Source organism: Polynucleobacter sp. AP-Capit-er-40B-B4 (assembly GCF_018882245.1).
Classification (GTDB): domain Bacteria; phylum Pseudomonadota; class Gammaproteobacteria; order Burkholderiales; family Burkholderiaceae; genus Polynucleobacter.
Genome location: NZ_JACVOV010000001.1, coordinates 805,946 through 829,825, shown reverse-complemented (window position 1 = coordinate 829,825; position 23,880 = coordinate 805,946). Strand labels below are relative to the sequence as shown.

At 44.5% G+C, this 23,880-nt stretch carries 28 protein-coding genes and 1 tRNA gene; 22 read left to right on the top strand and 7 right to left on the bottom strand.

Annotated features, from left to right (window positions below; all coding sequences use genetic code 11):
- Positions 1–87 precede the first annotated feature (87 nt).
- The 10 genes from hisB to tatC are packed head-to-tail and all read left to right on the top strand — an operon-like array spanning position 88 to position 5,807.
- Positions 88–675 carry an imidazoleglycerol-phosphate dehydratase HisB gene (gene hisB, locus ICN19_RS04160; RefSeq protein WP_215323729.1) on the top strand — a complete coding sequence of 196 codons (588 nt, stop codon included), beginning with the start codon at positions 88–90 and terminating at the stop codon, positions 673–675.
- Positions 676–724: 49 nt separating this feature from the next.
- Positions 725–1,381: an imidazole glycerol phosphate synthase subunit HisH gene (hisH, locus tag ICN19_RS04155; protein WP_216245888.1), complete on the top strand. Its 657-nt coding sequence runs from the start codon at positions 725–727 to the stop codon at positions 1,379–1,381.
- 18 nt (positions 1,382–1,399) lie between these two features.
- Positions 1,400–2,161, top strand: a complete 762-nt coding sequence (hisA, locus tag ICN19_RS04150) for a 1-(5-phosphoribosyl)-5-[(5-phosphoribosylamino)methylideneamino]imidazole-4-carboxamide isomerase (RefSeq protein ID WP_216245887.1) — start codon at positions 1,400–1,402, stop codon at positions 2,159–2,161.
- On the top strand, positions 2,161–2,919 hold the full coding sequence (hisF, locus tag ICN19_RS04145; RefSeq protein WP_216245886.1) for an imidazole glycerol phosphate synthase subunit HisF: 759 nt from the start codon (positions 2,161–2,163) through the stop codon (positions 2,917–2,919). The genes hisA and hisF overlap by 1 nt, the downstream gene beginning before the upstream one ends.
- A gap of 52 nt (positions 2,920–2,971) precedes the next feature.
- Positions 2,972–3,394: a phosphoribosyl-AMP cyclohydrolase gene (hisI, locus tag ICN19_RS04140; protein ID WP_370625132.1), complete on the top strand. Its 423-nt coding sequence runs from the start codon at positions 2,972–2,974 to the stop codon at positions 3,392–3,394.
- 38 nt (positions 3,395–3,432) lie between these two features.
- Positions 3,433–3,834 carry a phosphoribosyl-ATP diphosphatase gene (locus tag ICN19_RS04135; protein ID WP_216245885.1) on the top strand — a complete coding sequence of 134 codons (402 nt, stop codon included), beginning with the start codon at positions 3,433–3,435 and terminating at the stop codon, positions 3,832–3,834.
- 35 nt (positions 3,835–3,869) lie between these two features.
- Entirely contained in the window at positions 3,870–4,226 is a 357-nt protein-coding gene (locus ICN19_RS04130; RefSeq protein WP_215348218.1) for a histidine triad nucleotide-binding protein, read from the top strand.
- A 16-nt stretch (positions 4,227–4,242) separates the two neighbouring features.
- Positions 4,243–4,464, top strand: coding sequence for a Sec-independent protein translocase subunit TatA (tatA, locus tag ICN19_RS04125; protein ID WP_216245884.1), 222 nt, complete (start codon positions 4,243–4,245; stop codon positions 4,462–4,464).
- Positions 4,465–4,514: 50 nt separating this feature from the next.
- Entirely contained in the window at positions 4,515–4,991 is a 477-nt protein-coding gene (gene tatB / locus ICN19_RS04120) for a Sec-independent protein translocase protein TatB (protein WP_216245883.1), read from the top strand.
- Positions 4,992–5,024: 33 nt separating this feature from the next.
- Positions 5,025–5,807 carry a twin-arginine translocase subunit TatC gene (tatC, locus tag ICN19_RS04115; RefSeq protein ID WP_216245882.1) on the top strand — a complete coding sequence of 261 codons (783 nt, stop codon included), beginning with the start codon at positions 5,025–5,027 and terminating at the stop codon, positions 5,805–5,807.
- Here the strand turns inward: tatC and ICN19_RS04110 are convergent.
- Positions 5,804–7,267 carry a tetratricopeptide repeat protein gene (locus ICN19_RS04110; RefSeq protein WP_216245881.1) on the bottom strand — a complete coding sequence of 488 codons (1,464 nt, stop codon included), beginning with the start codon at positions 7,265–7,267 and terminating at the stop codon, positions 5,804–5,806. The two genes, tatC and ICN19_RS04110, sit on opposite strands and share 4 nt — an antisense overlap.
- Before the next feature lie 208 nt (positions 7,268–7,475).
- Here ICN19_RS04110 and ICN19_RS04105 point away from each other — a divergent pair, with 208 nt between their 5' ends.
- Positions 7,476–8,783, top strand: a complete 1,308-nt coding sequence (locus tag ICN19_RS04105) for a porin (RefSeq protein ID WP_216245880.1) — start codon at positions 7,476–7,478, stop codon at positions 8,781–8,783.
- Between the two features lie 106 nt (positions 8,784–8,889).
- On the opposite strand, the gene ICN19_RS04100 is transcribed toward ICN19_RS04105, so the two are convergent.
- The 3 genes from ICN19_RS04100 to ICN19_RS04090 form a co-directional block, all read right to left on the bottom strand.
- The gene (locus tag ICN19_RS04100; RefSeq protein WP_216245879.1) at positions 8,890–10,071 is read right to left on the bottom strand and encodes a phage integrase SAM-like domain-containing protein; all 1,182 of its coding nucleotides are present in this window, start codon (positions 10,069–10,071) and stop codon (positions 8,890–8,892) included.
- 173 nt (positions 10,072–10,244) lie between these two features.
- Positions 10,245–11,594 carry a porin gene (locus ICN19_RS04095; RefSeq protein ID WP_216245878.1) on the bottom strand — a complete coding sequence of 450 codons (1,350 nt, stop codon included), beginning with the start codon at positions 11,592–11,594 and terminating at the stop codon, positions 10,245–10,247.
- A 49-nt stretch (positions 11,595–11,643) separates the two neighbouring features.
- Positions 11,644–12,186, bottom strand: a complete 543-nt coding sequence (locus ICN19_RS04090) for a hypothetical protein (RefSeq protein ID WP_216245877.1) — start codon at positions 12,184–12,186, stop codon at positions 11,644–11,646.
- Between the two features lie 119 nt (positions 12,187–12,305).
- On the opposite strand from ICN19_RS04090, the gene ICN19_RS04085 reads away from it, so the two are divergent.
- Genes ICN19_RS04085 through ICN19_RS04065 form a run of 5 tightly spaced genes read left to right on the top strand, consistent with a single transcriptional unit; the run spans position 12,306 to position 15,806 of the window.
- Entirely contained in the window at positions 12,306–12,659 is a 354-nt protein-coding gene (locus ICN19_RS04085; protein WP_216245876.1) for a winged helix-turn-helix domain-containing protein, read from the top strand.
- 13 nt (positions 12,660–12,672) lie between these two features.
- Positions 12,673–13,581, top strand: a complete 909-nt coding sequence (locus ICN19_RS04080) for an amino acid ABC transporter substrate-binding protein (protein WP_216245875.1) — start codon at positions 12,673–12,675, stop codon at positions 13,579–13,581.
- A 3-nt stretch (positions 13,582–13,584) separates the two neighbouring features.
- Positions 13,585–14,376, top strand: coding sequence for an amino acid ABC transporter permease (locus ICN19_RS04075; protein WP_216245874.1), 792 nt, complete (start codon positions 13,585–13,587; stop codon positions 14,374–14,376).
- A complete protein-coding gene (locus tag ICN19_RS04070; RefSeq protein ID WP_216245873.1) occupies positions 14,377–15,045 on the top strand; it encodes an amino acid ABC transporter permease in 669 nt (222 codons plus the stop codon).
- Between the two features lie 26 nt (positions 15,046–15,071).
- Positions 15,072–15,806, top strand: a complete 735-nt coding sequence (locus ICN19_RS04065) for an amino acid ABC transporter ATP-binding protein (protein ID WP_216245872.1) — start codon at positions 15,072–15,074, stop codon at positions 15,804–15,806.
- A 14-nt stretch (positions 15,807–15,820) separates the two neighbouring features.
- Here ICN19_RS04065 and ICN19_RS04060 read toward each other — a convergent pair whose 3' ends face one another.
- The 3 genes from ICN19_RS04060 to mscL are packed head-to-tail and all read right to left on the bottom strand — an operon-like array spanning position 15,821 to position 19,675.
- Positions 15,821–17,008: a Do family serine endopeptidase gene (locus ICN19_RS04060; protein WP_216245871.1), complete on the bottom strand. Its 1,188-nt coding sequence runs from the start codon at positions 17,006–17,008 to the stop codon at positions 15,821–15,823.
- Positions 17,009–17,019: 11 nt separating this feature from the next.
- A complete protein-coding gene (locus ICN19_RS04055; protein ID WP_216245870.1) occupies positions 17,020–19,251 on the bottom strand; it encodes a glycosyltransferase family 41 protein in 2,232 nt (743 codons plus the stop codon).
- 1 nt (position 19,252) lies between these two features.
- On the bottom strand, positions 19,253–19,675 hold the full coding sequence (gene mscL, locus ICN19_RS04050; protein WP_216245869.1) for a large conductance mechanosensitive channel protein MscL: 423 nt from the start codon (positions 19,673–19,675) through the stop codon (positions 19,253–19,255).
- Between the two features lie 137 nt (positions 19,676–19,812).
- Between mscL and petA the strand changes: the two genes are divergently transcribed.
- From petA to ICN19_RS04020, 6 genes are all read left to right on the top strand, one after another.
- Positions 19,813–20,415: a ubiquinol-cytochrome c reductase iron-sulfur subunit gene (petA, locus tag ICN19_RS04045; RefSeq protein ID WP_215348231.1), complete on the top strand. Its 603-nt coding sequence runs from the start codon at positions 19,813–19,815 to the stop codon at positions 20,413–20,415.
- A 10-nt stretch (positions 20,416–20,425) separates the two neighbouring features.
- A complete protein-coding gene (locus tag ICN19_RS04040) occupies positions 20,426–21,826 on the top strand; it encodes a cytochrome bc complex cytochrome b subunit (protein ID WP_216245868.1) in 1,401 nt (466 codons plus the stop codon).
- Positions 21,827–21,857: 31 nt separating this feature from the next.
- Positions 21,858–22,631, top strand: a complete 774-nt coding sequence (locus tag ICN19_RS04035) for a cytochrome c1 (RefSeq protein WP_370625130.1) — start codon at positions 21,858–21,860, stop codon at positions 22,629–22,631.
- Between the two features lie 94 nt (positions 22,632–22,725).
- On the top strand, positions 22,726–23,337 hold the full coding sequence (locus ICN19_RS04030) for a glutathione S-transferase N-terminal domain-containing protein (protein ID WP_068320223.1): 612 nt from the start codon (positions 22,726–22,728) through the stop codon (positions 23,335–23,337).
- 29 nt (positions 23,338–23,366) lie between these two features.
- Entirely contained in the window at positions 23,367–23,774 is a 408-nt protein-coding gene (locus ICN19_RS04025) for a ClpXP protease specificity-enhancing factor (RefSeq protein ID WP_216245867.1), read from the top strand.
- A gap of 18 nt (positions 23,775–23,792) precedes the next feature.
- Positions 23,793–23,868: transfer RNA gene (locus ICN19_RS04020), tRNA-Thr, on the top strand.
- Positions 23,869–23,880 lie beyond the last annotated feature (12 nt).

Sequence of the window (23,880 nt, the reverse complement as noted above, 5' to 3'; positions counted from 1 at the left end):
AAGTGCTGCAATATCGATATTTATATCTTCTCTAGGAATGATATTATGAGGCTTCAATCAACACTTCGCCTCGCGGCGCAATGAAGCATGCGGCAAGCCGACGTTACCCGAAACACTTCGGAAACCAAAATTCAGATTTCCATCAATTTAGATGGTACCGGTAAGGCTGAGCTAGCCTCCGGAGTTCCTTTCCTCGACCATATGTTGGATCAAATTGCCCGTCACGGCATGATTGACCTCAAAGTGGTTGCCAATGGCGATACCCATATTGATGATCACCACACTGTTGAAGATGTGGGAATTACCTTGGGCCAAGCTTTTGCTAAGGCGGTAGGGGATAAGGCAGGCATTACTCGCTATGGCCATTCTTATGTTCCTCTCGATGAGACTCTCTCCCGCGTTGTGATCGATTTCTCTGGACGCCCTGGTTTGGAATTCAACGTTCCATTTACTCGTGCTCGTGTGGGTGACTTTGATGTAGATCTCAGTATTGAGTTCTTCCGTGGTTTTGTGAATCACGCAGGAGTGACTTTGCATATCGATAACTTGCGTGGCATTAATGCACACCATCAGATTGAAACTGTGTTCAAGGCTTTTGGTCGTGCGTTGCGTATGGCCCTGGCGGTGGATCCACGCGCTTCAGGTTCTATTCCTTCAACCAAAGGCAGCCTCTAATCTAGATCTTCTAGTTGCCCGTTAGATAACAGCAAAGATAGGCTAAATTTTGGCGCAAACCATTGCGATCGTTGATTATGGAATGGGCAATCTCCGTTCTGTATATCAGGCATTTCATCATGTCGCACCCAATGACAATGTACTGATTGCTCATCAGCCTGAAGAGATTCGCTCGGCCGATCGTGTGGTGCTGCCTGGTCAAGGCGCTATGCCTGATTGCATGAAGCACTTGGAAGAGTCAGGTTTATTGGAAGCCTTGCTAGAGGCGGTCAAAAGCAAGCCACTCTTAGGTGTTTGCGTTGGCGAGCAAATGCTATTTGATAGAAGCGCAGAGGTTCGTGCCACTGAGCAATGGACACCATGCCTAGGCTTGATTCCTGGGGAAGTGCGCCGTTTTGATTTGGCAGGCAAGATGCAGCCGGATGGATCTGCTTTTAAAGTACCGCATATGGGCTGGAACCAGGTCCGCCAGGATCAAAAACATCCCCTTTGGTCAGGAATCCCAGATTTGACCAGTTTTTATTTTGTGCATAGCTACTATGTTGTGCCGCAGCGCAAGGAAGACATCGCTGGCTCTACTGAATATGGCGATTGGTTTACTTCTGCGGTTGCGCGAGATAATATTTTTGCAACCCAATTTCATCCAGAAAAAAGTGCAGAATACGGATTAAAGCTTTATCAAAATTTTGTTTCTTGGCAACCTTAATATTTATTACTCTTTGCTATGCTGCTGATTCCCGCAATTGATCTAAAAGACGGCCACTGTGTTCGACTCGAACAAGGTGATATGGATAAAGCCACGGTTTTTTCTGAAGATCCAGGTGCGATGGCTGCACATTGGATTAGCAAAGGCGCGCGTCGCTTGCACTTGGTTGATCTCAATGGCGCATTTGCGGGCAAGTTAAAAAACGAGTCTGCCATTAAATCTATTCTCAAGGCTGTAGGTAATGACATCCCCGTGCAACTTGGTGGCGGTATTCGAGACCTAGAAACCATTGAACGCTTGCTAGATGATGGCATCAGCACTGTCATTATTGGCACTGCAGCAGTGAAAAATCCAGGCTTCGTACAAGATGCTTGCACAGCATTCCCTGGGCATGTCATGGTTGGTTTAGATGCGCGTGATGGCAAAGTGGCAACTGATGGCTGGAGCAAGATTACTGGCCATGAAGTGATTGATCTTGCCAAGAAATTTGAAGACTGGGGTGTTGAGGCCATTATCTACACTGATATTGGGCGCGATGGCATGCTCAAAGGCGTGAACATTGATGCCACTGTGAAGTTGGCCCAAGCTATTCGCATTCCGGTTATCGCTAGTGGCGGCTTATCCAACAATCAAGATATCGATGCACTCTGCAAGGCAGAGGAAGAAGGTGTGATGGGTGTGATTGCTGGCCGCTCTATTTATGCTGGCGATCTAGATCTCGCTGCCGCACAAAAATATGCTGATGAGTTAACACTCAAATATAAAAAGAAAATTATCTAGTGTTAACCAAGCGCATTATTCCTTGTCTCGATGTCACTGCAGGGCGTGTAGTTAAAGGAGTGAACTTTGTCGGTCTGCGCGATGCAGGCGATCCTGTTGAAATTGCTAAGCGTTATGACACGCAGGGTGCGGACGAGTTAACCTTCCTAGATATCACTGCTACATCTGATGGGCGCGATCTGATACTGCACATTATTGAAGATGTGGCATCACAGGTATTTATTCCTTTGACGGTTGGCGGCGGTGTACGCGCAGTCGCCGATGTGCGACGCTTACTCAATGCTGGCGCAGATAAAGTGAGTATGAATTCCTCAGCAGTTGCCAATCCAGATTTAGTCTCTGATGCGGCTGCGTATTACGGCTCTCAATGTATTGTGGTGGCGATTGATGCCAAGCAAACAGAAGCCGGTAATTGGGAGGTGTTCACCCATGGTGGTAGAACAGCTACTGGAATGGATGTTGTGGAATGGGCTAAAGAGGTTGCTAAGCGTGGTGCAGGTGAGATCTTATTAACTAGTATGAATCGCGACGGCAGCAAAGACGGTTTTGATTTGGCTCTTACTGCCGCTGTAAGCGATGCAGTTTCAGTGCCGGTGATTGCTTCTGGTGGTGTTGGTAACTTACAGCATCTAGTCGATGGCATTACCAAAGGCCATGCAGATGCAGTCTTGGCTGCCAGCATTTTTCACTACGGTGAGTACACCGTTGGCCAGGCAAAAGAATATATGGCTGCCCAGGGAATCCCGGTTCGGGTTTAAGTCGAATTTTCACTTTTTAATAAGTTTGACCTATTGCCTGTAAAGTTTAGGTATGAGCAAACCTCAAAGCACACAAAGTACCTTTGCCCCAATTCAAAATCTGCAAGCAGGCGCATGGCTTGATGCGGTGACGTGGAATGAGCAAGGCTTAGTTCCGGTAATTACCCAAGAAGTTGGTAGCAAAGACATTTTGATGATGGCTTGGATGAACCGCGATGCTCTTATGGAAACCTTGCGTTTGGGCGAAGCAGTCTACTGGACTCGTTCCAGGCAGAAGTTGTGGCACAAAGGCGAGGAGTCTGGCCACACTCAAAACGTAAAAGAAATTCGATTAGATTGTGACGGCGACACGATTTTGCTATTAGTTGAGCAAAAGGATGGCATTGCCTGCCATACAGGCGAACACAGCTGCTTCTTTTTGCAGTGGGATTCTGCAAAGGCTGCTTGGGTCGATGAGTCTAAGAATAAAAAGTAATAGCGAAGACCTGCCTACAAAAGACATAAAATGATCCTATGACTAGTTCTGCAAACAAATCTTCTAATCTGGACTCGGCCTTAGCCCATTTGGCTGACGTGGTCGATCAACGTCGTGATGCGTTTAAGGCGGGTCAGGCAGATCCTAAAACTTCCTATACCGCTTTGCTCTTTTCAAAGGGTGACGATGGGATTTTGAAGAAGATTGGCGAAGAGGCGACTGAAGCCGTCATGGCCGCCAAGGATGCACGCAACTCCAATTTATCTCCTGACCAGCAAAAGTTACTAGTTGGTGAAATGGCTGATTTATGGTTTCACTGCTTAATTGCCCTGTCGCAATTTAACCTGCGCCCGGAAGATGTAGTTGCCGAGCTCGATCGTCGCCTGGGAACTTCGGGCATCGAAGAAAAGGCCGCCAGAAAAGCAGCCGATAAAGAATAAATTCGGAATAACTGCGTAATAACCACGGAATAAGCATGTCACACGATCCAAATTGCCTGTTTTGCAAGATTTCCCAAGGTTTAATCCCCTCCCAGAAGGTTTATGAGGACGAGGAAATCTATGCTTTTAAAGACATTAATCCAGCGGCGCCTATCCATTTTTTGATGATTCCTAAAAAACATATACCCATGTTGGAGTCCGCAGAAAGCGTAGATACCCCTTTGCTGGGTAGAATGATGGAATTAGCACCCCGTCTTGCCAAAGAGCAAGGTTGTCGTCCTGGTAAGGATGGCGGCTTTAGATTGATGGTAAACAATGGTGCGGATGGTGGGCAGGAGGTTTATCACTTGCACTTACATGTGATGGGCGGTCCCCGCCCCTGGAAAAAATAATCCAAGGAGATTAAAGATGGGTTCATTTAGCATTTGGCATTGGTTAATTGTGTTGGTGATTGTGATGTTGGTATTTGGTACCAAAAAATTACGCAACATTGGTCAAGACTTGGGTGGTGCTGTTAAGGGTTTTAAGGATGGCATGAAGCCAGGCGATGAACCTAAAGAGCAAATTCAACAAAGTTCTGCAGCAACAGAGAAGACTGTTGATGTCCAGGCAAAAGACGTAAACAAATAAAATATCTGAAGCGCGATAGAAACTCATGCGGCTTTTAAACGACTGGTTAAATGATTGATCTCGGTGTTTCAAAGCTTGCGCTAATTGCTGTGGTTGCTTTGGTCGTAGTTGGGCCCGAGCGTTTGCCAAAAGTTGCTCGCATGGCAGGTAATTTATTTGGGCGTGCACAACGCTACATGGCTGACGTCAAATCTGAAGTCAACCGCCAGATGGAAGTGGAAGAATTTAAAAAGTTTCGAGAAGAAACTACTGCCACTCTGAAAGAAGTAGAAAACAGCATTGGCTCTACCGTTCAAGAGGCGGGCGCCAACTTAAGTGATCAAGCAGATATCTTTGAGACTAGCTTCGATAAGCCACCGCTAGATGAAAAAGAAGTCCTTCGCAAAAGCAAGCGCCAAGGCCGCAATAGCTGGGGCGTACGCCGAGCAGCAAGGCCGGTCTGGTTTAAGCGTTCTGCAGGTATTCGTACTCGTGTGCAATCTGGCGCAGCCAGAATGAAGCGCTTTCATCACAGCGCTGGCAAATAATAGTAATAAGCAAAATAATAAAAATACTTACGCATGACTGAAAATAATTCAACTGAAGACTCGGGATTACAAGAAACATTTCTATCCCACTTATTTGAATTACGTGATCGCGTAATTAAATCGGCACTAGCCATCCTTGTTGTCTTTGTTTCTTTGGTCTATTGGGCGCCCGATATTTTTCATTTGTTTGCACAGCCTTTACTAGAGGCTTTGCCTGCTGGCGGCAAGATGATTGTGACTGACGTCACGGGTTCATTTTTTGTGCCAATGAAAGTCACCATGCTTGTGGCGTTTCTCATTGCATTACCAGTGGTGATGTATCAGTTGTGGGCATTCATTGCGCCGGGTCTTTATCTGCATGAAAGAAAACTCATCCTGCCTTTGGTAGTGAGTAGCTATACCTTGTTCATAATTGGCATGGCCTTCGCTTATTTCCTAGTGTTCCCAACGGTATTTAAGTTCATGGCTAGCTATAACGCTCCCTTGGGTGCGGAGATGTCTACAGACATCGATAACTATTTAAGTTTTGCCATGACAACCTTCTTGGCATTTGGTATCACCTTTGAAGTGCCTGTAGTGGTCGTGGTATTGGTGCGCATGGGTATGGTTCCCCTGGCTAAGTTGAGAGAAATTCGTCCCTATGTGATTGTGGGCGCTTTTGTGATCTCAGCCGTTGTGACGCCACCAGACGTTCTCTCTCAATTGCTACTAGCAGTCCCAATGACCCTACTCTATGAATTAGGGCTTTTGATTGCGCGCTTTTATGTGCCCAAGCCGTCAGATGATGAAGCCGAGGCAGAGGGTTCTGCAGCTTAATTAGTCTCGGTATCGACGGCTTGGTTTTCGAAAGTCGTCTTTAACCAGTCAGTAACGCGATCAAAACGATAACGTCTTTGACGAAGGTTGCCTTCGAGATCTATTTCTGAGCCAGCAAAAGCTTTGCCAGCTGCCAAAAGGGCGCGGCGCTGCTGAATCGTTTCAATCTGAATCAATCTCGGCAATATCTTCGGCAGCTCCCAACGAATATCCACCACTACGCAATGCTCATGTTGCAATTGGCCAACTTCGCACAACAATAATTCTGCTTTGCTGAAATTAAATTGATTCGCAATGATGATGCGATGACAGAGCAGTAGCCAGTCTTCATCGAGCTTGTGCTCAGCATGATGATTGAGTGCTTGCTCAGCATATTGCGCCAACTCAAACCATTCATTCTGTTTAGGATTTGCGCAGCTCTCCAAAATCTTGCTGAGTAAATCCTTTGCTTCTGCTACGCCTTGCTGTTGGGCTTGCCATACCCAGTAAGAAGCTTGTAACCCGCGAACTTTTTCCTCAGACTTTTCACGCTTACGCCATAGATTGGCGCCTTTACGAAGTTGTGCTTGCGGATGACCAAGGTCTGCTGCACGATCAAAGCAGCGATCACTTTCTGCAGCGTTATATCCAGAAAATTGTGGGCGGCGATAAATTTCACCAAGTGCGTACCATGCATCTCGGTCACCATCTTTCGCAGCAAGCTCTAACCAATGCGCTGCTTTTTTAAGAGAGGCATTGGATTTAGTTTCAGCAATCTCAACTCGCTCATCCAGCTGCGCAAGTCGTAAACCCAATGTTAGTTTTGCAATTGTTAAGCCAAGCTCTGCAGCTCGAGTTAAGGCATCTTCATTTTGCTCATCGATCCAAACTTTCCATAAAGAAGAAAGCGCTTCATTCTTTGGTTGAAGTTTGATGAGCAATTCTTTTGCATTCGCTGCAAAAGTAGAGTCACTCTCTGCTAATTCAGTTAAATACTGCTTAGCAATTTTTTGAAGACCACCAAGATCTGATCCAGAAATTTTCTCGACAGAAGTAATTCCACTACTCTTTTTTAACCAATCGAATAACTGAGATTGGATTTCTTGATGTTCTGGATTAACTAATAAATTGACTAGTTGCCATTTGGCCGCAGAAGATTGCTCTAAATCTCCAGTGCCTTCAGCAAGCTTCCAAAATGAATCCCATCCAAAACCAAAAGCAGGTGAATTAAAGGTTTCAACCAGCGGAATGCTGGCAACTTGTGTCAGGACCTTGAAAATTTCAGCGCTACTTGAGATTTGATCTTCAAGTGTCTGATTTGTAATGGAAAAATAGGATTTTTCTAGCCAAATCAGGGCGTTAGCAGGCTGAATAGGGGTTTTAAATGCGCCGGTTAAGTAGGCTTGAGCCAGATTTTGTTGCGCAGAAACATCACCTAAACGGGCTGAACTAAGGATTTTTAAGAATTCACGGCTTGCCATATGACAATTTTGGCATCTAGAGCCCATAAAAGACAGAAAAGAGGGGTCTTGTTGCCGAGATACAACGAAGAAAGCCAAAAAACTACCTTTTGACAAGCAAAAAGAGCTCCTAAATACCCTGACCCCCAGTCTAGCGGGGCAAAAGAAGCAAAATTCGTAGGTCCCAGTTTTATTTGGGCATTACTTTTAATTTTTGGAGATTTAAAGAATGAAAAAATCGCTATTAGCAGTTGCAGCTATCGGTGCATTTGCATCTGCTGCTCAAGCTCAGTCCAGCGTAACCGTATACGGTATCTTGGACGTTGGTTACATCGGTTCTAACGCACGTGAAGGCACAGTTGCATCTGCTGCTGGTCAAAACAACCAAGTGCAAAAGATTCAAAAGTCTGCTTTCGGTCAATCAGCTGAGCAAACTTCACGTTTGGGTTTCAAAGGTACTGAAGACTTAGGCGGCGGCGCTTCTGCTTTCTTTACTGTTGAACTCGGTTTGACACCACAAAACTCTAACTTGTCTGGTGGCACTGCAGAAGATCGCATCCAAAAAACAACTAATGCTTCTGGCTCTACTATTGATAACCGTCAATCATTTGTTGGTTTGAAAAAGAACGGTATCGGCCAATTCGCATTCGGTCGTCAATACACTCCAGTATTTAACACTGGTGCTGCTACATCTCCTGGTCAATACAACAACATCATTGGTGACGTTGTATACCTAGGTTCATCATCTGTATACGGTTCTGGAAGCACAGTTAACGGTAACAACAACGGTTTAGGCTTTACAAACCGCGCTTCTAACTCATTGACAGCTCAGTCTGACAACTTTGCAGGCTTTGTAGTTGGTGGTATGTATTCAATGAACAACCAAAACCAAACTGAGATTGCTACTCCAGGCACAACATCTGCTGCAGCTGGTGGTGGTAACACTAACTATGGTGGTTGGGGCTTGAACGGTAGCTTCACATGGCAGAAATTGTATGTTGGCGTTGCTTACCAGTCATTTAAGACTCAGTACAACACTGGCGTAGTTGGTGGAGCTACTATCACTAACGTTGGTTCAGCAGCTTCAACTACTGGTCAAACTATTCCAGCGAGCGCATTGTTCTCAGCAGCTCAAATCTCTGACAAACAGACTTTGGCTGGTGCAACTTATGACTTCGGTATCTTGAAGGCATACGCACAATGGGTTGGTCGTAAAGTACAAAACGACTACGTAACTTCCGCTACTGTTGGTGCAGGCGAGCAATTAAACCGTAATGCACAGCAAATCGGTGTTCGTAGCTACATCACTCCAACAGTTGAGGCTTGGGCTTCAGTTGGTACAGGTAAAGTTAAGGCTACTTACAATGCTGCAACATCTAACTTCTTCGGTTATCAGTTAGGTTCAAACTACTACCTCAGCAAGCGCACAAACTTGTACGCTATCTACGGTCAGCAACAAACATCTAGCACAAGCGCAAACGCTGGTGCTGGCATGGGTGCTAACCAATACGCTGTTGGCGTACGTCACACTTTCTAATTACTGGCTAGCGTAAGCTAGTTAAGAATTAGTTAGGCATTAAATTAACCCGCTGTGGCAACACAGCGGGTTTTTTCTTTATTGGCTCAATATAAAAAGAGCTTAATTAGGGCGATAGATAAAATTGTGTTCTTGACACGTTTACAGTCGTTCTCTTTGATTGAAGCATTTCAATATTCATCTCAGCGGTAAGATTGGATGAATAGAAGCGCTCAATCATTTCTACTGATGTGCGTGCATTACGCGCAAGTGTTAACAAGTCAATCCCCTTGCCGTATAGAAGTCTAAATGTAATGGCTGTATGCCTTAAGCTATAAAGCGTTCTTGTTTGCCCCTCCTGCCCCTTAGATAGCCCGCTTGATGCCAATATTTTTCTGAAGTGATTGGAGATTAATTGAATAGCTCCTTGCCTATCTTTAGCCTCTGGTAAAAAGAGATAATCATTTGGAGATCCATAGCCCCTAGCTAGTTGATAGCGCTTAAGGCGATCATATATATACTTAGCCGATCTCAATGTGACGATTTGGCCAGTATGGCCCTTTGTTTTTGGGAGATTTAGACGAAGGTAAGTGTTATTTCCTACGATAGTCTCGATATGTTTATGTTGAATCAACTTGATATCTACGGGTCTTACAAACGAGTTGACCATAAACTGAATTAACCAAGTCATTTCCCGGGGTACCGTTTCACGCTTAATATAGGCACCACCAGAAGTGCTTCGATGACTAGTTATGATGTATTGATCGCTGGAGGCAATTGCTCGACTCGTGCTCAAAATTTTTCGATATTCAGTGCATGTAAAGCTTCCCCTGGGAATACTTTTTGCTTTGATCTTTGGGAATAGTGGAACCTTGAGGATGATTTCTTTTTCTAGCGCTAGCACCAAAATTCTACGTAATAGACCCAGATACTGTTTGATGGTTACCGGCTTAATGTCATGCTCATAGAGGTAATTAATAAACCCAGCTATATCTTCATAGCGAATCTCTGCAACATTAAATTTGCCAAAATAGGGCAATAACATTGCCCTTAGTCTGCTTCTAAACATTCCTAGAGTTTGCTTGGTAATGTCACCAGCAATATGTTTTTGAATTTCTCTATCAAGAGCCTTCTCAGCTAGAGTAGAAAATGTCTCAAATGTAGATAGGGGGTGTTTAACTTTTGATATTTTGAATGCTGAGTTTGAAGCCTTGTGATCAAAGGGCTTAAATTTCCCATAGGAGTCATGGGCGCAGTCATCGTTGGCTGCGTGAGAGTTATTAGATGATGGTGTGTAAGTAAAAATCATATTTAGTTATAAATATGATGTGTTTTTACAACTAAGTTACAAATACTAGTATGGGTATTTGTAACAATTATCAACATTAACTATAAGATTGATTCTAAAAAATTTTCATAAAAAAACCACCCCGAAGGGTGGTTTTTAGATCTAATCTAAAACTAGCTTACGCTAGCCAGAAATTAGAAAGTGTGACGTACGCCAACAGCGTATTGGTTAGCACCGGCACCAACGTTTCCAGTAATGGAAGAGCTTGATGTTTGTGTCTGACCGTAGATTGCGTACAAGTTTGTGCGCTTGCTGAGGTAGTAGTTTGAACCCAACTGATAACCAAAGAAGTTAGCAGACTGATTTAGGTATGTTGCTTTTACCTTACCTGTACCAACAGAAGCCCATGACTCGATTGTTGGAGTGATGTAGCTACGAACACCGATCTGCTGTGCAGTACGGTTTAACTGCTCACCAGCACCTTGGGCGGCAACAGTTGGTTGACCAGCGTATGTAGGTGTAGCCGCACCAGGGGTATTGTAATCATTTTGAACTTTACGACCAACCCATTGTGCGTATGCCTTCAAGATACCGAAGTCATAAGTTGCGCCAACCAAAGTTTGCTTGTCAGAGATCTGAGCAGCTGGGAAGAGTTGACCGTTGCCAACAACTTGACCAGAAGTAGCAGCAGGTGAACCCACGTTAGCTACGCTGTAACCAGTATATACACCAGTGCTGTACTGAGTCTTAAATGACTGGTAAGCAACACCAACATACAATTTCTGCCATGTGAAGCTACCGTTCAAGCCCCAGCCACCCCAGTTAGTGTTACCACCGTTACCAGAGTAGTTAGCTTGATTTCCGTTTGCGCCAGGAGCAGATAATTCAGTTTGGTTTTGGTTGTTAGCTGCATACAAACCGCCAACTTGGAAGCCAGCAAATGTGTCTGACTGAAGAGTCAATGCGTTAGAGGCACGGTTTGTGAAGCCGATACCGTTGTTAGTGCCGTTGCCAGTAGCAGTGCCAGTAGCGAATGCGCTACCAGATGTGTAAACCAAGTCACCAACTACGTTGTTGTATTGACCAGGAGATGTAGCAGCACCAGTGTTAAACATAGGAGTGTATTGACGACCGAATGCGAATTGACCAACACCATTCTTTTTAACACCAACAAATGATTGACGGTTATCAATAGCAGAGCCAGAAGCGTTAGTTGTACGTTGTGGACGATCTTCAGCAGTACCACCAGACAATTCTGAGTTTTGTGGTGTCAAACCGAGTTCAACAGTAAAGAAAGCAGAAGCGCCGCCGCCTAAGTCTTCAGTACCTTTGAAACCCAAACGTGAAGTTTGCTCAGCAGATTGACCAAAAGCAGACTTTTGAATCTTCAATGCTTGACCAGAAGCCGCATTAACTGAACCTTCACGTGCGTTAGAGCCGATATAACCGGCGTCGATAATACCGTATACAGTCACGCTGGACTGAGCTTGAGCAGCAGATGCAAATGCACCGATAGCTGCAACTGCTAATAGCGATTTTTTCATTCTTTAAATCTCCAAATATTAAGGAATGAAGATTTAAAGCACTATTTAGTTATTTTAAAAATAACCGTCTTAATAGATTAAATAGGGCCTTGAGCCCAAATAGAAAAATTATTGACCCACTTACATTGGCTGCAAATGTAGCGAGAAGTATGCTCGAATCAACATTTTTGTCGATACCTATGAGATAGCTTGATCTAAATACAGCGCTAATAGTGCTGCTGAGCATAATTAAGTAAAAGAGGTCAATAAAGTTGACATTGAGGAAGTCATTCGTTTTCTTGAGGATTATTTTCCATATTTGGTAGGCAATATAAGGGGCAATAGAGGAGAGCCCCCCCAGACAGATTGCATCCTGAATATCAAATCCTCTTAGGAAGTAACCAGAAAGTAGGTAACCTAGAAAAATCCCCAAAACCCCTACCCATCCAAATAAAATAACCGCTAGCAATCTAAAGCCAGCTAGCAAATAGATGGCGTAAAGAAAGTCATGAATTTGAAATAGCTTCAGAAGGTAAATATTGAGGTAGTCACATAGTATCCAAAGTACAACTATAGAGAAAACAATGGATATTTTTTGGAGTATGTTATTCAATATATATAACCTTTATAACTATTATAGAGGTGGTAAGCGAGCATAAATAGAGAGCTAACCCTTACACTTTTTATATATTTGATATAAAGTGAGAGAAAACAATATATGAGACTAAAAAATTGAAACCTGTAATCATTGCAAACGCCTATTTACGGCTTGTGAGACTGCTTGAAGCGCTTGAAGGGGCATCAGATCTCTTTCGCTTAGATGCCACAGAAAAGAAATTACTGGATTTAGTCGCAATTCACTATCTTGATAACAAGCCTTTGCTTGTTTCAGAGGCGATTTATCTCAGCAAGATTGGATCTCCTGCAACACTACACAGGCGTTTAAGTAACCTGCAAAAGCAGGGCTATATTCGTTATGGCGATGATGTTGATGGTCGCAAGAAGTATTTGGAGTTAACCCCTAAAGCAAGAGACTACTTCGCCGGTCTGGGGAAGTGTGTTGTTAAGGCTGCAAAGTTAGATTAAAAGGAATCTTCTGATGAAATCCACTATTTTTAGGGCGTCTGCCTTCACATTTTTGGCTCTGCTATTTACTAATTCGTTTGCAGCCTCACCCACGTTAGACAAAGTTAAATCCTCTGGCGCTATCACTATGGGTGTCCGTGAGTCTTCTATTCCAATGTCCTATACCACTGGGGATAGTCGCTTTGATGGCTACCATGTGGAAATCTGCCGCATGATTTTGGCTGATATTAAGGATAAGTTGGGGATGGGCACTTTGCGCATTAACTATCAACCAGTTACCTCTCAAAACCGCGTTCCCTTGATGCAAAACGGCACTATTGATATTGAGTGCGGAACCACTACTAACAATACGGCACGAGCAAAAGACGTTGGTTTTGCTAATACTTTGTATGTTGAGGAAGTGCGCATTGCAGTGAAGGCCAATTCTGGAATTAATTCTATTTCTCAATTGGCCGGTAAAAAAGTTGCCACTACAACTGGTACAACTTCAGTGCAACTGTTGCGCAAACATGAAAAAGCCAATGGCGTGAACTTTGATGAAGTATTTGGTAAAGACCATGCCGATAGCTTCTTGCTCTTGGAGTCTGGCCGTGCCGACGCCTTTGTGATGGACGGTTCTATCTTGGCCGGCAATATTGCCAACTCTAAGAATCCTAAGGATTACAAGATTGTTGGTGAGGTCTTGAGTACAGAGCCAATCGCCATCATGGTCCGCAAGGATGATCCTGAGTTTAAGGCTGCTGTGAATGATGCGATTGCCAAGATTGTGAAGAATGGCAATATGCCCAAGCTTTGGAATAAATGGTTCTTGTCTCCCATTCCGCCAAAAAATATTGTGGTGGGTCTCGAGCTATCCCCTGCGACCAAAAATGCATGGGCTAACTTGAATGACAAGCCCGCAGAAGATTATCAAAAGAAATAAACCATGGCATTAGATTTAGGTGTTTTTTGTAAAAGCACCTTAGACGGAGATGTAGTTGATCACTGCATCTCCTCGATATTTGGTCTAGGTCAGAATGCAGACCCCAGTTATCTCGATTGGCTACTCAAGGCCTGGGGCTGGACTTTAGCTGTAGCAGGGCTAGGCCTTGCAATTGCACTGGTTCTAGGCGCTCTCATGGGGACCCTGCGCACATTACCTGAAGACAGTGCTCTCAATAGATGGCTGGTACGGCTTTCCACTGCTTGGGTGGAGCTTTTTCGCAATATTCCAATTCTTGTTCAGGTCTTTCTCTGGTATCACGTTATCCCTGCATTTGTTCTGCCATTAAAAGCACTGCCTTCCTATTGGCTAGTGAGTATCGCCTTAGGATTTTTTACTTCTGCACGGATTGCTGAGCAGGTTAGGGCGGGTATTCAGGCTTTACCTAGCGGACAACGTATGGCTGCTACCGCATTAGGTCTCACCACATTCCAAAGCTATCGTTATGTCATCTTGCCAATGGCGCTGCGTATCGTCATACCGCCATTAACTTCCGAGAGCATGAATTTAATCAAAAATTCTTCGGTTGCATTTGCAGTATCAGTGCCAGAGCTCACTTTATTTGCCATGCAGGCACAAGAAGAGACATCTCATGGAGTCGAAATCTATTTAGCAGTGACTTTGCTGTATGCCTCTTCGGCATTTGCAGTGAATCGTGCCATGGCTTTGATTGAGAAAAGAACGCGCATTCCTGGATTTATTGCCCAATCTAGCGAAGTGGGAGGCGCACACTAAATGTTTGGCCTTGATCTAAGCTTCTATAACTGGGAGTTATTCACTAACTATATTTTGAAGGGTTTACTCTTCAGCATTCAGTTAACAGTCATTGCTACGGTTGGCGGAATTATCGTAGGTACTTTCCTGGCACTCATGCGATTATCGGGTAGGCCTGCATTGGTATATCCCGCTACGTTTTACGTCAATACCATGCGCTCTATTCCGTTGGTGATGGTGATTTTGTGGTTCTTCTTACTCATTCCGATGTTGATTGGCAAACCGATTGGCGCCGATCTCTCCGCAACCATTACCTTTATTGCATTTGAGGCAGCCTTTTTTTCGGAAATTGTGCGCGCCGGAATTCAGTCAGTGCCAAAAGGACAGGCTTATGCTGCCGAAGCATTGGGTATGACTTATGGTCAAAACATGCGTTTTATTGTTCTGCCACAAGCCTTTAGAAACATGATTCCAGTATTTATGACACAAACGATTATTTTGTTTCAGGACACATCGCTAGTGTATGCAATTGGAGCATATGACCTGCTTAAGGGTTTTGAGATTGCCGGAAAAAATTATGGTCGGCCTATTGAGACGTACATCTTGGCTGCGTTCACTTACTTCATTATTTGTTTTTCACTTTCAAAAATTGTGCGCAAGATTCATACCAAGATTGCCATCATTCGCTAACTTATTTCTGAGCTACTAAAAATATCATGATCGAACTTCGCAATGTATCTAAGTGGTACGGATCTTTTCAAGTGCTCACCGACTGCAGTACTTCGATCCAAAAAGGTGAGGTAGTAGTCATTTGTGGGCCATCTGGCTCTGGCAAATCTACATTAATTAAAACGATCAATGCATTAGAGCCATTTCAGCAGGGTGAAATTATTGTTGATGGCGTCCACTTGCATGACCCCAAGACGAATCTTCCTCAGTTGCGTGCCAGGGTGGGTATGGTGTTTCAGCATTTTGAGCTCTTCCCACACTTAAACGTACAAGAGAACTTAACACTTGCTCAAATGAAGGTGCTTGGGCGTACTGCAGATGAAGCGAATGCGCATGGACTTAAATACTTGGATCGCGTCGGATTATTGGCTCAGAAAGATAAGTTTCCTGGTCAGCTATCAGGCGGTCAGCAGCAGCGGGTGGCAATTGCAAGGGCGTTAAGTATGGATCCCATCGTGATGTTATTTGATGAGCCAACCTCTGCCCTAGATCCAGAAATGGTTGGTGAAGTTTTAGACGTCATGGTGAAGCTAGCGCAAGAAGGAATGACCATGTGCTGCGTTACCCATGAGATGGGTTTTGCTAGAAAAGTAAGTCACCGTGTGATCTTTATGGATCAAGGTCGCATTGTCGAAGATTGCAGCAAAGCAGAGTTTTTTGATCGCCCTGAGGCGCGTTCGCCTAGAGCTAAAGAATTCTTATCCAAAATTCTCGCTAACTAAAGTCTGAGTAGGCTCTAGTTGGCTTGTTGTTTCGGTTTGGGGCGTTTGCCCGTCTGGGCCGTTAATTCTAGCTCTTTGCCTTTTCGTAGCACGGTGAGTTTTGCTTGATTGCCTGGGCTAATTTGAGCAATCTGATTGAGGAGCCCACGGACATCCTTAATGGGGTTGCCATTAACTGCGACTAATACATCACCGGGCTTGATGCCAGCACGGGCTGCAGGGCCGCCTTCTAACACGCCCGATAGCAGAACGCCCGAGGTATTGCCAGGCAAGCCCAGAGACTCTGAAAGCTCCTTAGAAAGGTTTTGTGGCTCTACGCCAATCCAGCCTCTGGTCACGCTACCGTTGGCCAAGATGGACTCCATCACTTGTTTGGCTAAATTGATCGGGATTGCAAATCCAATACCCATCGAGCCACCATTGTTGGAGTAGATGGCGGTATTAATGCCGATGAGATTGCCGCGTGTATCTATGAGCGCACCACCTGAGTTACCAGGATTAATGGCCGCATCTGTTTGAATAAAGTTTTCAAAAGTATTGATGCCTACATGATCGCGACCCAATGCAGAAACAATTCCGGAAGTGACCGTTTGACCCACACCAAATGGATTGCCAATCGCTAAAACTACATCACCTACGCGAACAGACTCAACCTTACCAAGGGTGATAGGTGTTGGTAACTGTTTGGCTTCAATCTTTAAGACGGCAATATCGGTTTCTGGATCGCTACCAATCACTTGTGCTTTTACCTTGCGCCCATCAGCTAGTGCCACATCAATGTCATTGGCATCGCTAATGACATGATGATTGGTTAGGATATAGCCTTCTGGGCTCACTAAAACTCCGGATCCTAAGCTAGAGCTAGGCTCTTCTTCAGGAGGTTGATCGCCAAAAAAGAATTTAAATAAAGGATCCCCAGAGTTTGGCCCGCCGCCCTTACGTGCTTTGGGTTTTGCAGAAGCTTTATTGGTAAAAATATTGACTACCGCAGGCATCGAACGTTTAACTGCTTCGTGATATGAGCCAGGATTCAGTTGGCCATCATAGTGGCTTTCTTTAAGCGAAACAGTATCAACCAATGAGCCAACTCGAGATTCAGAAAGCCACTCCGGTTTTAGGGTCGCAACGATAAATAAGGCCGCCAACATGACAGTAATTGCTTGTGCAAATAAGAGCCAATATTTTTGAAGAGTGGAGTTCATGAAGAATTGCTTTACTTTCGTGCCTGTTGTATCAGGAATTGTTCTAGCGATCGTATAGGCTCAAGATCATTAAACAAAATCGCTTTGGATTTCGCAATCTTATCTTTGATTGAGTTCAGTAAGCTTCGATTCTGAATCAACTCTACTGCCAAATCAATATAAGCAGTATCAGATTGACAGATTAATTCCGGCAGACCAATGCGATTGAGGATTGCGCTAGCAAGGCGGCCACGCATTTTGGTGCCTGCTACCGTGATGATGGGCAGATCACAGACAAGGGCTTGCATTGCGGTATTGAAGCCAGAAAATCCAATGGTATCTAAGTAGAGATCTGCCTCACGCATTAATCCGTAAAACTCTTGCTTATTTAAAAAAGGAATGAAGCGTAGATATTGGGTGCTATCAAGCTGCTCATGCGCAAATGCGAGTTGTAATCTTTCCCGCAAAATGGCGGTGAGGTTTTCGTCAAAGTTAAAGAAGACAAGCTGGCATGCGCCCAGTTTTTTGGCAATCTGCACAAAGACATGGTCGTGCGCCGGAGAGTACTTTGATGGTGATCCAGCGCAGAGCAGTATTGGGGTATTTGGATTTATTCCCAGGTTTTGTAAATCGGGCTTAAGTGGCTCAATCACCTCTTGTTCAAAGTAGGTTCCCAAGCTCGGAAGGGCAATAAGCTCCTCGCTGTAGTAGTCATTAGAATTAGCTGACTCCATCAATTGAGATGACAGGTAAAAGTCGATTGTTGGCAGTCCAGTAGTTTCTGGGTGGCCCCAGCTCACGATTTGCGTAGGCGCAAGCCGCAGGCAGCCTAAGGACTTGCTAATAGTGTCCATACCGATTTCTGGATAAAGAATGACATCCAGTTTGTGATCTGCAATAGTCTGTGCGGCAACCATGATGTCGGTTCCGCAGTTCATGTAGCTCGCTACTCTGGACTTCGCTTTTTCAGTTTCTTGATCTCCAACACCATTGGTATTAAAGATATGAAGCTCAAATTGGTTGTCATCAAGATGGTTCACCCATCCCTTGGTAATGGCATGCCACACAGGATGGCTGCAAATAAAGCTACTAATAATCCCAATGCGGATCTTTGGGCTTGCATCTGTGAATTCTTTCTTGGTGCCTAACTTGGCCTGTATAGGCTGGGCCAAGCCAGAACAGATCTCCCCAAATTTTGCCATCAGGGGTCGATTATTTTCGTCTTGATAGGCTAGGTAAAAGGGGTGGCGAGCAAGGAGCTTATCGCTTGGAATAGAGTCGCTTTGTTGATCAAGAGCTCTCTGAAAAAATTCAAGTTGTTGAGTAAATTCATTACGAGAGTCTCCGAGTTCTTCAACGCTTTTGAATACTTTTGGCATTTGAGCAATAGCTAGAGCGATTTGTGTCTCTAAATCGGCCGGATAAATCTCTAGAGATTTAGCGTAATAGGTTTTTGCCAGATCACAATCACCAGTGTCGTAGTAAACCTCGCCCAATAAGAAAAAGGTTTTAGCATTTTCGGGATTGATCTTGAGTGCGTGTTGATAACAATCAATTGCGGCAGTGTATTGCTTGCATTTTTTTAGGCTATTGCCAAAGTTCAAACAAGCATCGAGGTAGCCAGGATGAATTTGTAATGCCTGCTCGAAACATTGAAAGGCATCCTCATAATTCTCTAGTTGTGTAAACGCATTTCCAAGATTATTGAATGCAATAGCAAAGTGGGGATTTGCTGCGATAGCTTTTTCAAAGAGGGCAGTCGCTTTTTCAGCCTGTCCAGACTCCAGAAGGAGCACCCCTTGATTGCTAAGGGCTTCAGCGTAATTGGGTCGTAGGGCAATCGCTTTTTCATAAGCACTATTTGCCTCAGTAATTTTCCCCAAGCCTTTTAAGGCGTTACCCCGATTGTTGTGAGTCTCCGGAATATTTGGAGCACATTCAATGGCTAAATTAAAAAAATGCAATGCGTCGGCATATTCAAAAATTGCGTTATGAACTAAACCTAAATTGCTGAGTGTTGGTGCGCAATGGGGTGCAATCTGATTTGCTTGATTTAAAAAATCAATTGCATTTCGATATTCTTGTTTTTGATAGGCACGAATGCCTAAGAGATTTAATACTTCGGCATTTTTTGGGTTAAGTAAGTAGGCTTCTGAAAAAAGTCTATCCGCTTCCTCAGGCTTTCCTTGTTGAAGCAAGCTCAAACCATTTTGAAAAATGACTTGAGCTTGTTCTTGTTTTTCTTGAGAAATATTTGAGGACAAATTATTTTTTTAGGCTGTCACGAATTTCGCGCAACAACACTACGTCTTCCGGAACTGGAGGTGGTGGTGGCGCATCCATGATACGAATCTTGTTTACTACTTTCACCATTTGAAAGATGACAAAGGCCAAGAGTATGAAATTGATCGAAATGGTGATGAAATTGCCATAGGCAAAAATCGGTACGCCGGCCTTTTTCAGGGCATCAAAGGTTCTAGGAACTCCCTCTGGAATATGCCCAAGAACGATAAAAAGGTTCGTAAAGTCGATATGACCCCCTAAAAGGCTTGAAATAACGGGCATAACGATGTCATTGACCAGGGAATCCACGATTTTCCCAAAAGCCCCCCCAATAATGACGCCAACCGCCAAATCAATCACGTTGCCCTTTACGGCAAAGTCCCGAAATTCCTTTAAAACGCTCATAAATGCCTTCCTTTTAACTAAGATCCAGATTAACCCGAGATTAACCCCATAACTTTCTTGCTTACCCCACTTTTTACTTTAAAATCCTACCTTTAAGCAATTTCCACCCATAAATACCCTTTCTAGGAATTTTGTAAATGAGTGACAAGCCCTGTATGGACAAGGATCGCCGCAACTGGCTGATCGCCACGTCGGCAGTTGGAGGCGTAGGCGCAGCTGCAGCCCTTTACCCTTTTGTGGACAGTTTTGAGCCTTCCGAGCGTGCAAAAGCCGCTGGCGCTGCTGTTGAGATCGATATCGCTGGCATGCAGCCAGACGAGATGAGAATGGTTGAATGGCGCGGTAAACCTGTTTGGGTGGTTCGTCGTACCCCTGAGCAAGTTGCTGAGTTGTCCAAGATTGATGGCGAATTAGCGGATCCGGATTCTTTGCGTGATCCAGCTCAATTCACACCCCCTTATGCTCAGAATCAATGGCGCTCCATTAAGCCTGAGTACCTCGTAGTTGTTGGTATTTGCACTCATTTGGGCTGTTCTCCAACGCCTAAATTCGAGTCAGGTGCACAGCCTTCCTTGCCGAATACTTGGCCAGGTGGCTTCCTTTGCCCATGTCACGGTTCCACTTTCGATATGGCAGGCCGCGTATTTAAAAATAAACCAGCCCCAGATAACCTTGAAGTGCCGCCACACATGTACTTGAGCGACACCAAGATTTTGGTTGGCGAAGATAAGAAGGCCTAAGGAGAGATAAATGGCATTTCACGAAAAAGAAGTTCCTGCAGACGCTTCAGCCGCCGTAAAACTAATGGCATGGGTTGACTCGCGTTTGCCTGTTACAGACGCATTTAAGCGTCATATGAGTGAATATTACGCTCCTAAAAATCTGAATTTTTTCTATATTTTTGGTGCGTTAGCGATCGTTGTTTTAGCAATTCAGATCATTACCGGTATTTTCTTGGTAATGAACTACAAGCCAGATGCAGCTAAAGCATTTGAGTCTGTTGAATACATCATGCGCGAAGTACCATGGGGTTGGTTGATTCGCTATATGCACTCCACCGGCGCTTCTATGTTCTTCGTGGTTGTGTATTTGCACATGTTCCGTGGTTTGATCTACGGCTCATATCGCAAGCCACGTGAACTCATTTGGATTTTCGGTTGCGCAATTTTCTTGTGCTTGATGGGTGAGGCGTTCTTCGGTTACTTGCTCCCATGGGGTCAGATGTCCTACTGGGGTGCTCAAGTTATTGTGAACTTGTTCTCAGCAATTCCATTTATTGGCCCAGACCTGTCTTTATGGTTGCGTGGCGACTACGTGGTGGGTGATGCAACTCTTAACCGCTTCTTTGCATTCCACGTCATTGCCATTCCTTTGGTATTAATTGGTTTGGTTGCTGCTCACATTCTTGCATTGCATGAAGTTGGCTCAAACAATCCTGATGGCGTAGAGATTAAAGAGAACTTGGACGCGAATGGTCATCCTGTTGATGGCATTCCATTCCACCCTTACTACAGTGTTCACGACGTAATGTACCTGGGCGGATTCCTGATGGTATTTGCTTGCATCGTATTCTTTGCTCCGGAGATGGGCGGATACTTCTTGGAAGCGAATAACTTCATTCCGGCAAATCCATTCGTAACGCCGACACACATTGCACCAGTTTGGTATTTCACGCCTTTCTACTCTATGTTGCGTGCAACCACCACTAACTTCTTATTGCCGTTGTGGATCTTCTTAGCCATCATTCTTGGAATGTTTGCTAGAAGCTCAAGCGACAAAAAAGTGAAGGGTGCATGTGCTGCTATTGCAGTTATTTTGGCTGCTGGCTTCTACTTGTTTGACGCTAAGTTCTGGGGTGTTGTGATCATGGGCGGTTCAGTTGTGATCATGTTCTTCTTGCCTTGGCTTGATAAGTCACCAGTGAAATCGATTCGCTATCGTCCACAGTTCCATAAATATATTTATGGTGTGTTCGTTGTGAGTTTCATTATCTTGGGTTACTTAGGTATTGAGCCACCATCACCAGTATTTGAAAAGATTTCTCAGATTTGTACGATTTATTATCTGGGCTTTTTCTTGGCAATGCCTTTCTGGAGCAAGCTTGGTACGTTCAAGCCAGTTCCGACTCGCGTTACTTTTGAATCCCATTAATTCAGATACCAAAGAGAAACTAGGAACTAGCATGAAACGAATTCTGCAAACTTTGATGGGCGTCTGCCAAGCAACAGTATTAGTTGCGGCGCTCAGCTTTGGTATTAATGCCAATGCAAATGAAGGTGGCTTTCCATTGGATAAAGCGCCTGATCGTGTAAGTAGCAATGCATCATTGCAAAATGGCGCAAAGATATTTGTGAACTATTGCTTGAACTGCCACGCAGCTTCTAGCATGCGTTACAACCGCTTACGCGATATTGGCTTGACTGATCAACAGATCAAAGACAACCTCATTTTGACTGATGCCAAAGTGGGTGATTTGATGACCATTTCCATGACACCAAAAGAAGGTAAAGCTTTCTTTGGCAAAACTCCACCAGACTTATCGGTTGAGGCTCGCGCGCGTGGCATTGACTGGCTCTACACCTACTTCCGTACTTTCTATAAGGACGACACCACCCAAACTGGTTGGAATAATTTGGTTTATCCAAACGTGGGTATGCCACATGTCCTCTGGCAGTTACAGGGCGAGCGTGCTGCGAAGTTTGAGGAGCGTAAAGACCCTCATGATCCAAGCAGAATGGAGAAGGTATTTGTAGGCTTTGAACAATTAACCCCAGGCACCATGAAGCCACAGGAGTACGACGACAACATCGCCGACTTAGTTGCTTTCATGTCATGGATGGCTGAGCCAGTTCAGTTGGAGCGCAAACGCCTTGGCGTCATCGTACTCTTGTTCTTGGCAGTCTTTACTCTCCTAGCTTGGCGTTTGAACAAAGCGTATTGGAAAGATATTCATTAATTGAATTGATAGACCCTTCGGGGTCTGTTAGCGACAAGATTTAACGCTGTTGTGCGTTTGTTGTATTGAAGTAGAAATTTAAGGAAATAAATTTATGATGGTGTTGTACTCGGGTACTAACTGCCCATTCTCGCAACGCTGCCGTTTGGTGCTTTTTGAAAAAGGCATGGATTTTGAAATCCGCGATGTTGACTTGTTTAATAAGCCAGAAGACATCTCTGTAATGAATCCTTATGGCCAAGTTCCTATCTTGGTTGAACGCGACTTGATTTTGTATGAATCAAACATCATTAATGAATACATTGATGAGCGTTTTCCTCATCCACAATTGATGCCGCCTGATCCAGTAGCACGCGCACGCGCACGCCTTTTCCTCTTTAATTTTGAGAAAGAGTTATTTGTGCATGTGGCTGCTTTGGAAAATGAAAAAGGTAAGGCGGCTGAGAAGGTTCATGAGAAAGCGCGTTTAGCGATTCGTGATCGCTTGACTCAACTTGCACCTATTTTTGTAAAAAACAAGTACATGTTGGGCGATGAGTTCTCAATGCTAGACGTTGCCATTGCGCCATTGTTGTGGCGTCTTGAGCACTATGGTATCGATCTTTCTCGTAATGCTGCCGCTCTCTTGAAGTACGCTGAGCGTATTTTCAGCAGACCTGCATACATTGAAGCTTTGACTCCTTCTGAGAAGGTAATGCGCCGCTAAGCAGTTCCAGCGGTTCATTATTAGTCGGCATGTCTGACGTCCCAAGCAATAAACCCTATCTAATCCGTGCTCTACATCAGTGGTGCACGGATTTTGGCTTTACGCCATTCATTGCCGTCTTTGTAGATGCTAGGGTGGAAGTGCCGATGGAGTTTGTGAAGAATGATGAGATTGTTCTTAATCTCTCCCTGGAGGCCTGCCACCAGCTGCAGATGGAAAACGACTGGATTAGTTTCCAGGCGCGATTTGGTGGGGTCCCACGGAAGATCCTAGTGCCCGTCAGTCATGTATTGGCAATCTACGCTAGGGAGAATGGACAGGGCATGTCTTTCCCATTTGACCCTGCTCAGGCTCGAGACCTGCATATTGCAGATGCCGCAGATGAGGCCCCAGAAAAGCCCAAAACCACAAGACCAGCCTTGAAGATTGTGAAATAGGCTAAAATATATTCCGTTGCCCCTTTAGCTCATCTGGTAGAGCAACTGATTTGTAATCAGTAGGTGGTCTGTTCGAGTCGGACAAGGGGCACCAAAATTTAAAAGC

Bases quoted from the DNA above. Each gene is read 5' to 3' on its own strand.
- hisB (WP_215323729.1), top strand. From the start codon at position 88: ATGCGGCAAGCCGACGTTACCCGAAACACTTCGGAAACCAAAATTCAG.
- hisA (WP_216245887.1), top strand. From the start codon at position 1,400: ATGCTGCTGATTCCCGCAATTGATCTAAAAGACGGCCACTGTGTTCGA.
- hisI (WP_370625132.1), top strand. From the start codon at position 2,972: ATGAGCAAACCTCAAAGCACACAAAGTACCTTTGCCCCAATTCAAAAT.
- ICN19_RS04135 (WP_216245885.1), top strand. From the start codon at position 3,433: ATGACTAGTTCTGCAAACAAATCTTCTAATCTGGACTCGGCCTTAGCC.
- ICN19_RS04130 (WP_215348218.1), top strand. From the start codon at position 3,870: ATGTCACACGATCCAAATTGCCTGTTTTGCAAGATTTCCCAAGGTTTA.
- tatA (WP_216245884.1), top strand. From the start codon at position 4,243: ATGGGTTCATTTAGCATTTGGCATTGGTTAATTGTGTTGGTGATTGTG.
- tatB (WP_216245883.1), top strand. From the start codon at position 4,515: ATGATTGATCTCGGTGTTTCAAAGCTTGCGCTAATTGCTGTGGTTGCT.
- tatC (WP_216245882.1), top strand. From the start codon at position 5,025: ATGACTGAAAATAATTCAACTGAAGACTCGGGATTACAAGAAACATTT.
- ICN19_RS04110 (WP_216245881.1), bottom strand. From the start codon at position 7,267: ATGGCAAGCCGTGAATTCTTAAAAATCCTTAGTTCAGCCCGTTTAGGT.
- ICN19_RS04105 (WP_216245880.1), top strand. From the start codon at position 7,476: ATGAAAAAATCGCTATTAGCAGTTGCAGCTATCGGTGCATTTGCATCT.
- ICN19_RS04100 (WP_216245879.1), bottom strand. From the start codon at position 10,071: ATGATTTTTACTTACACACCATCATCTAATAACTCTCACGCAGCCAAC.
- ICN19_RS04095 (WP_216245878.1), bottom strand. From the start codon at position 11,594: ATGAAAAAATCGCTATTAGCAGTTGCAGCTATCGGTGCATTTGCATCT.
- ICN19_RS04080 (WP_216245875.1), top strand. From the start codon at position 12,673: ATGAAATCCACTATTTTTAGGGCGTCTGCCTTCACATTTTTGGCTCTG.
- ICN19_RS04075 (WP_216245874.1), top strand. From the start codon at position 13,585: ATGGCATTAGATTTAGGTGTTTTTTGTAAAAGCACCTTAGACGGAGAT.
- ICN19_RS04070 (WP_216245873.1), top strand. From the start codon at position 14,377: ATGTTTGGCCTTGATCTAAGCTTCTATAACTGGGAGTTATTCACTAAC.
- ICN19_RS04065 (WP_216245872.1), top strand. From the start codon at position 15,072: ATGATCGAACTTCGCAATGTATCTAAGTGGTACGGATCTTTTCAAGTG.
- ICN19_RS04060 (WP_216245871.1), bottom strand. From the start codon at position 17,008: ATGAACTCCACTCTTCAAAAATATTGGCTCTTATTTGCACAAGCAATT.
- mscL (WP_216245869.1), bottom strand. From the start codon at position 19,675: ATGAGCGTTTTAAAGGAATTTCGGGACTTTGCCGTAAAGGGCAACGTG.
- petA (WP_215348231.1), top strand. From the start codon at position 19,813: ATGAGTGACAAGCCCTGTATGGACAAGGATCGCCGCAACTGGCTGATC.
- ICN19_RS04040 (WP_216245868.1), top strand. From the start codon at position 20,426: ATGGCATTTCACGAAAAAGAAGTTCCTGCAGACGCTTCAGCCGCCGTA.
- ICN19_RS04035 (WP_370625130.1), top strand. From the start codon at position 21,858: ATGAAACGAATTCTGCAAACTTTGATGGGCGTCTGCCAAGCAACAGTA.
- ICN19_RS04030 (WP_068320223.1), top strand. From the start codon at position 22,726: ATGATGGTGTTGTACTCGGGTACTAACTGCCCATTCTCGCAACGCTGC.
- ICN19_RS04025 (WP_216245867.1), top strand. From the start codon at position 23,367: ATGTCTGACGTCCCAAGCAATAAACCCTATCTAATCCGTGCTCTACAT.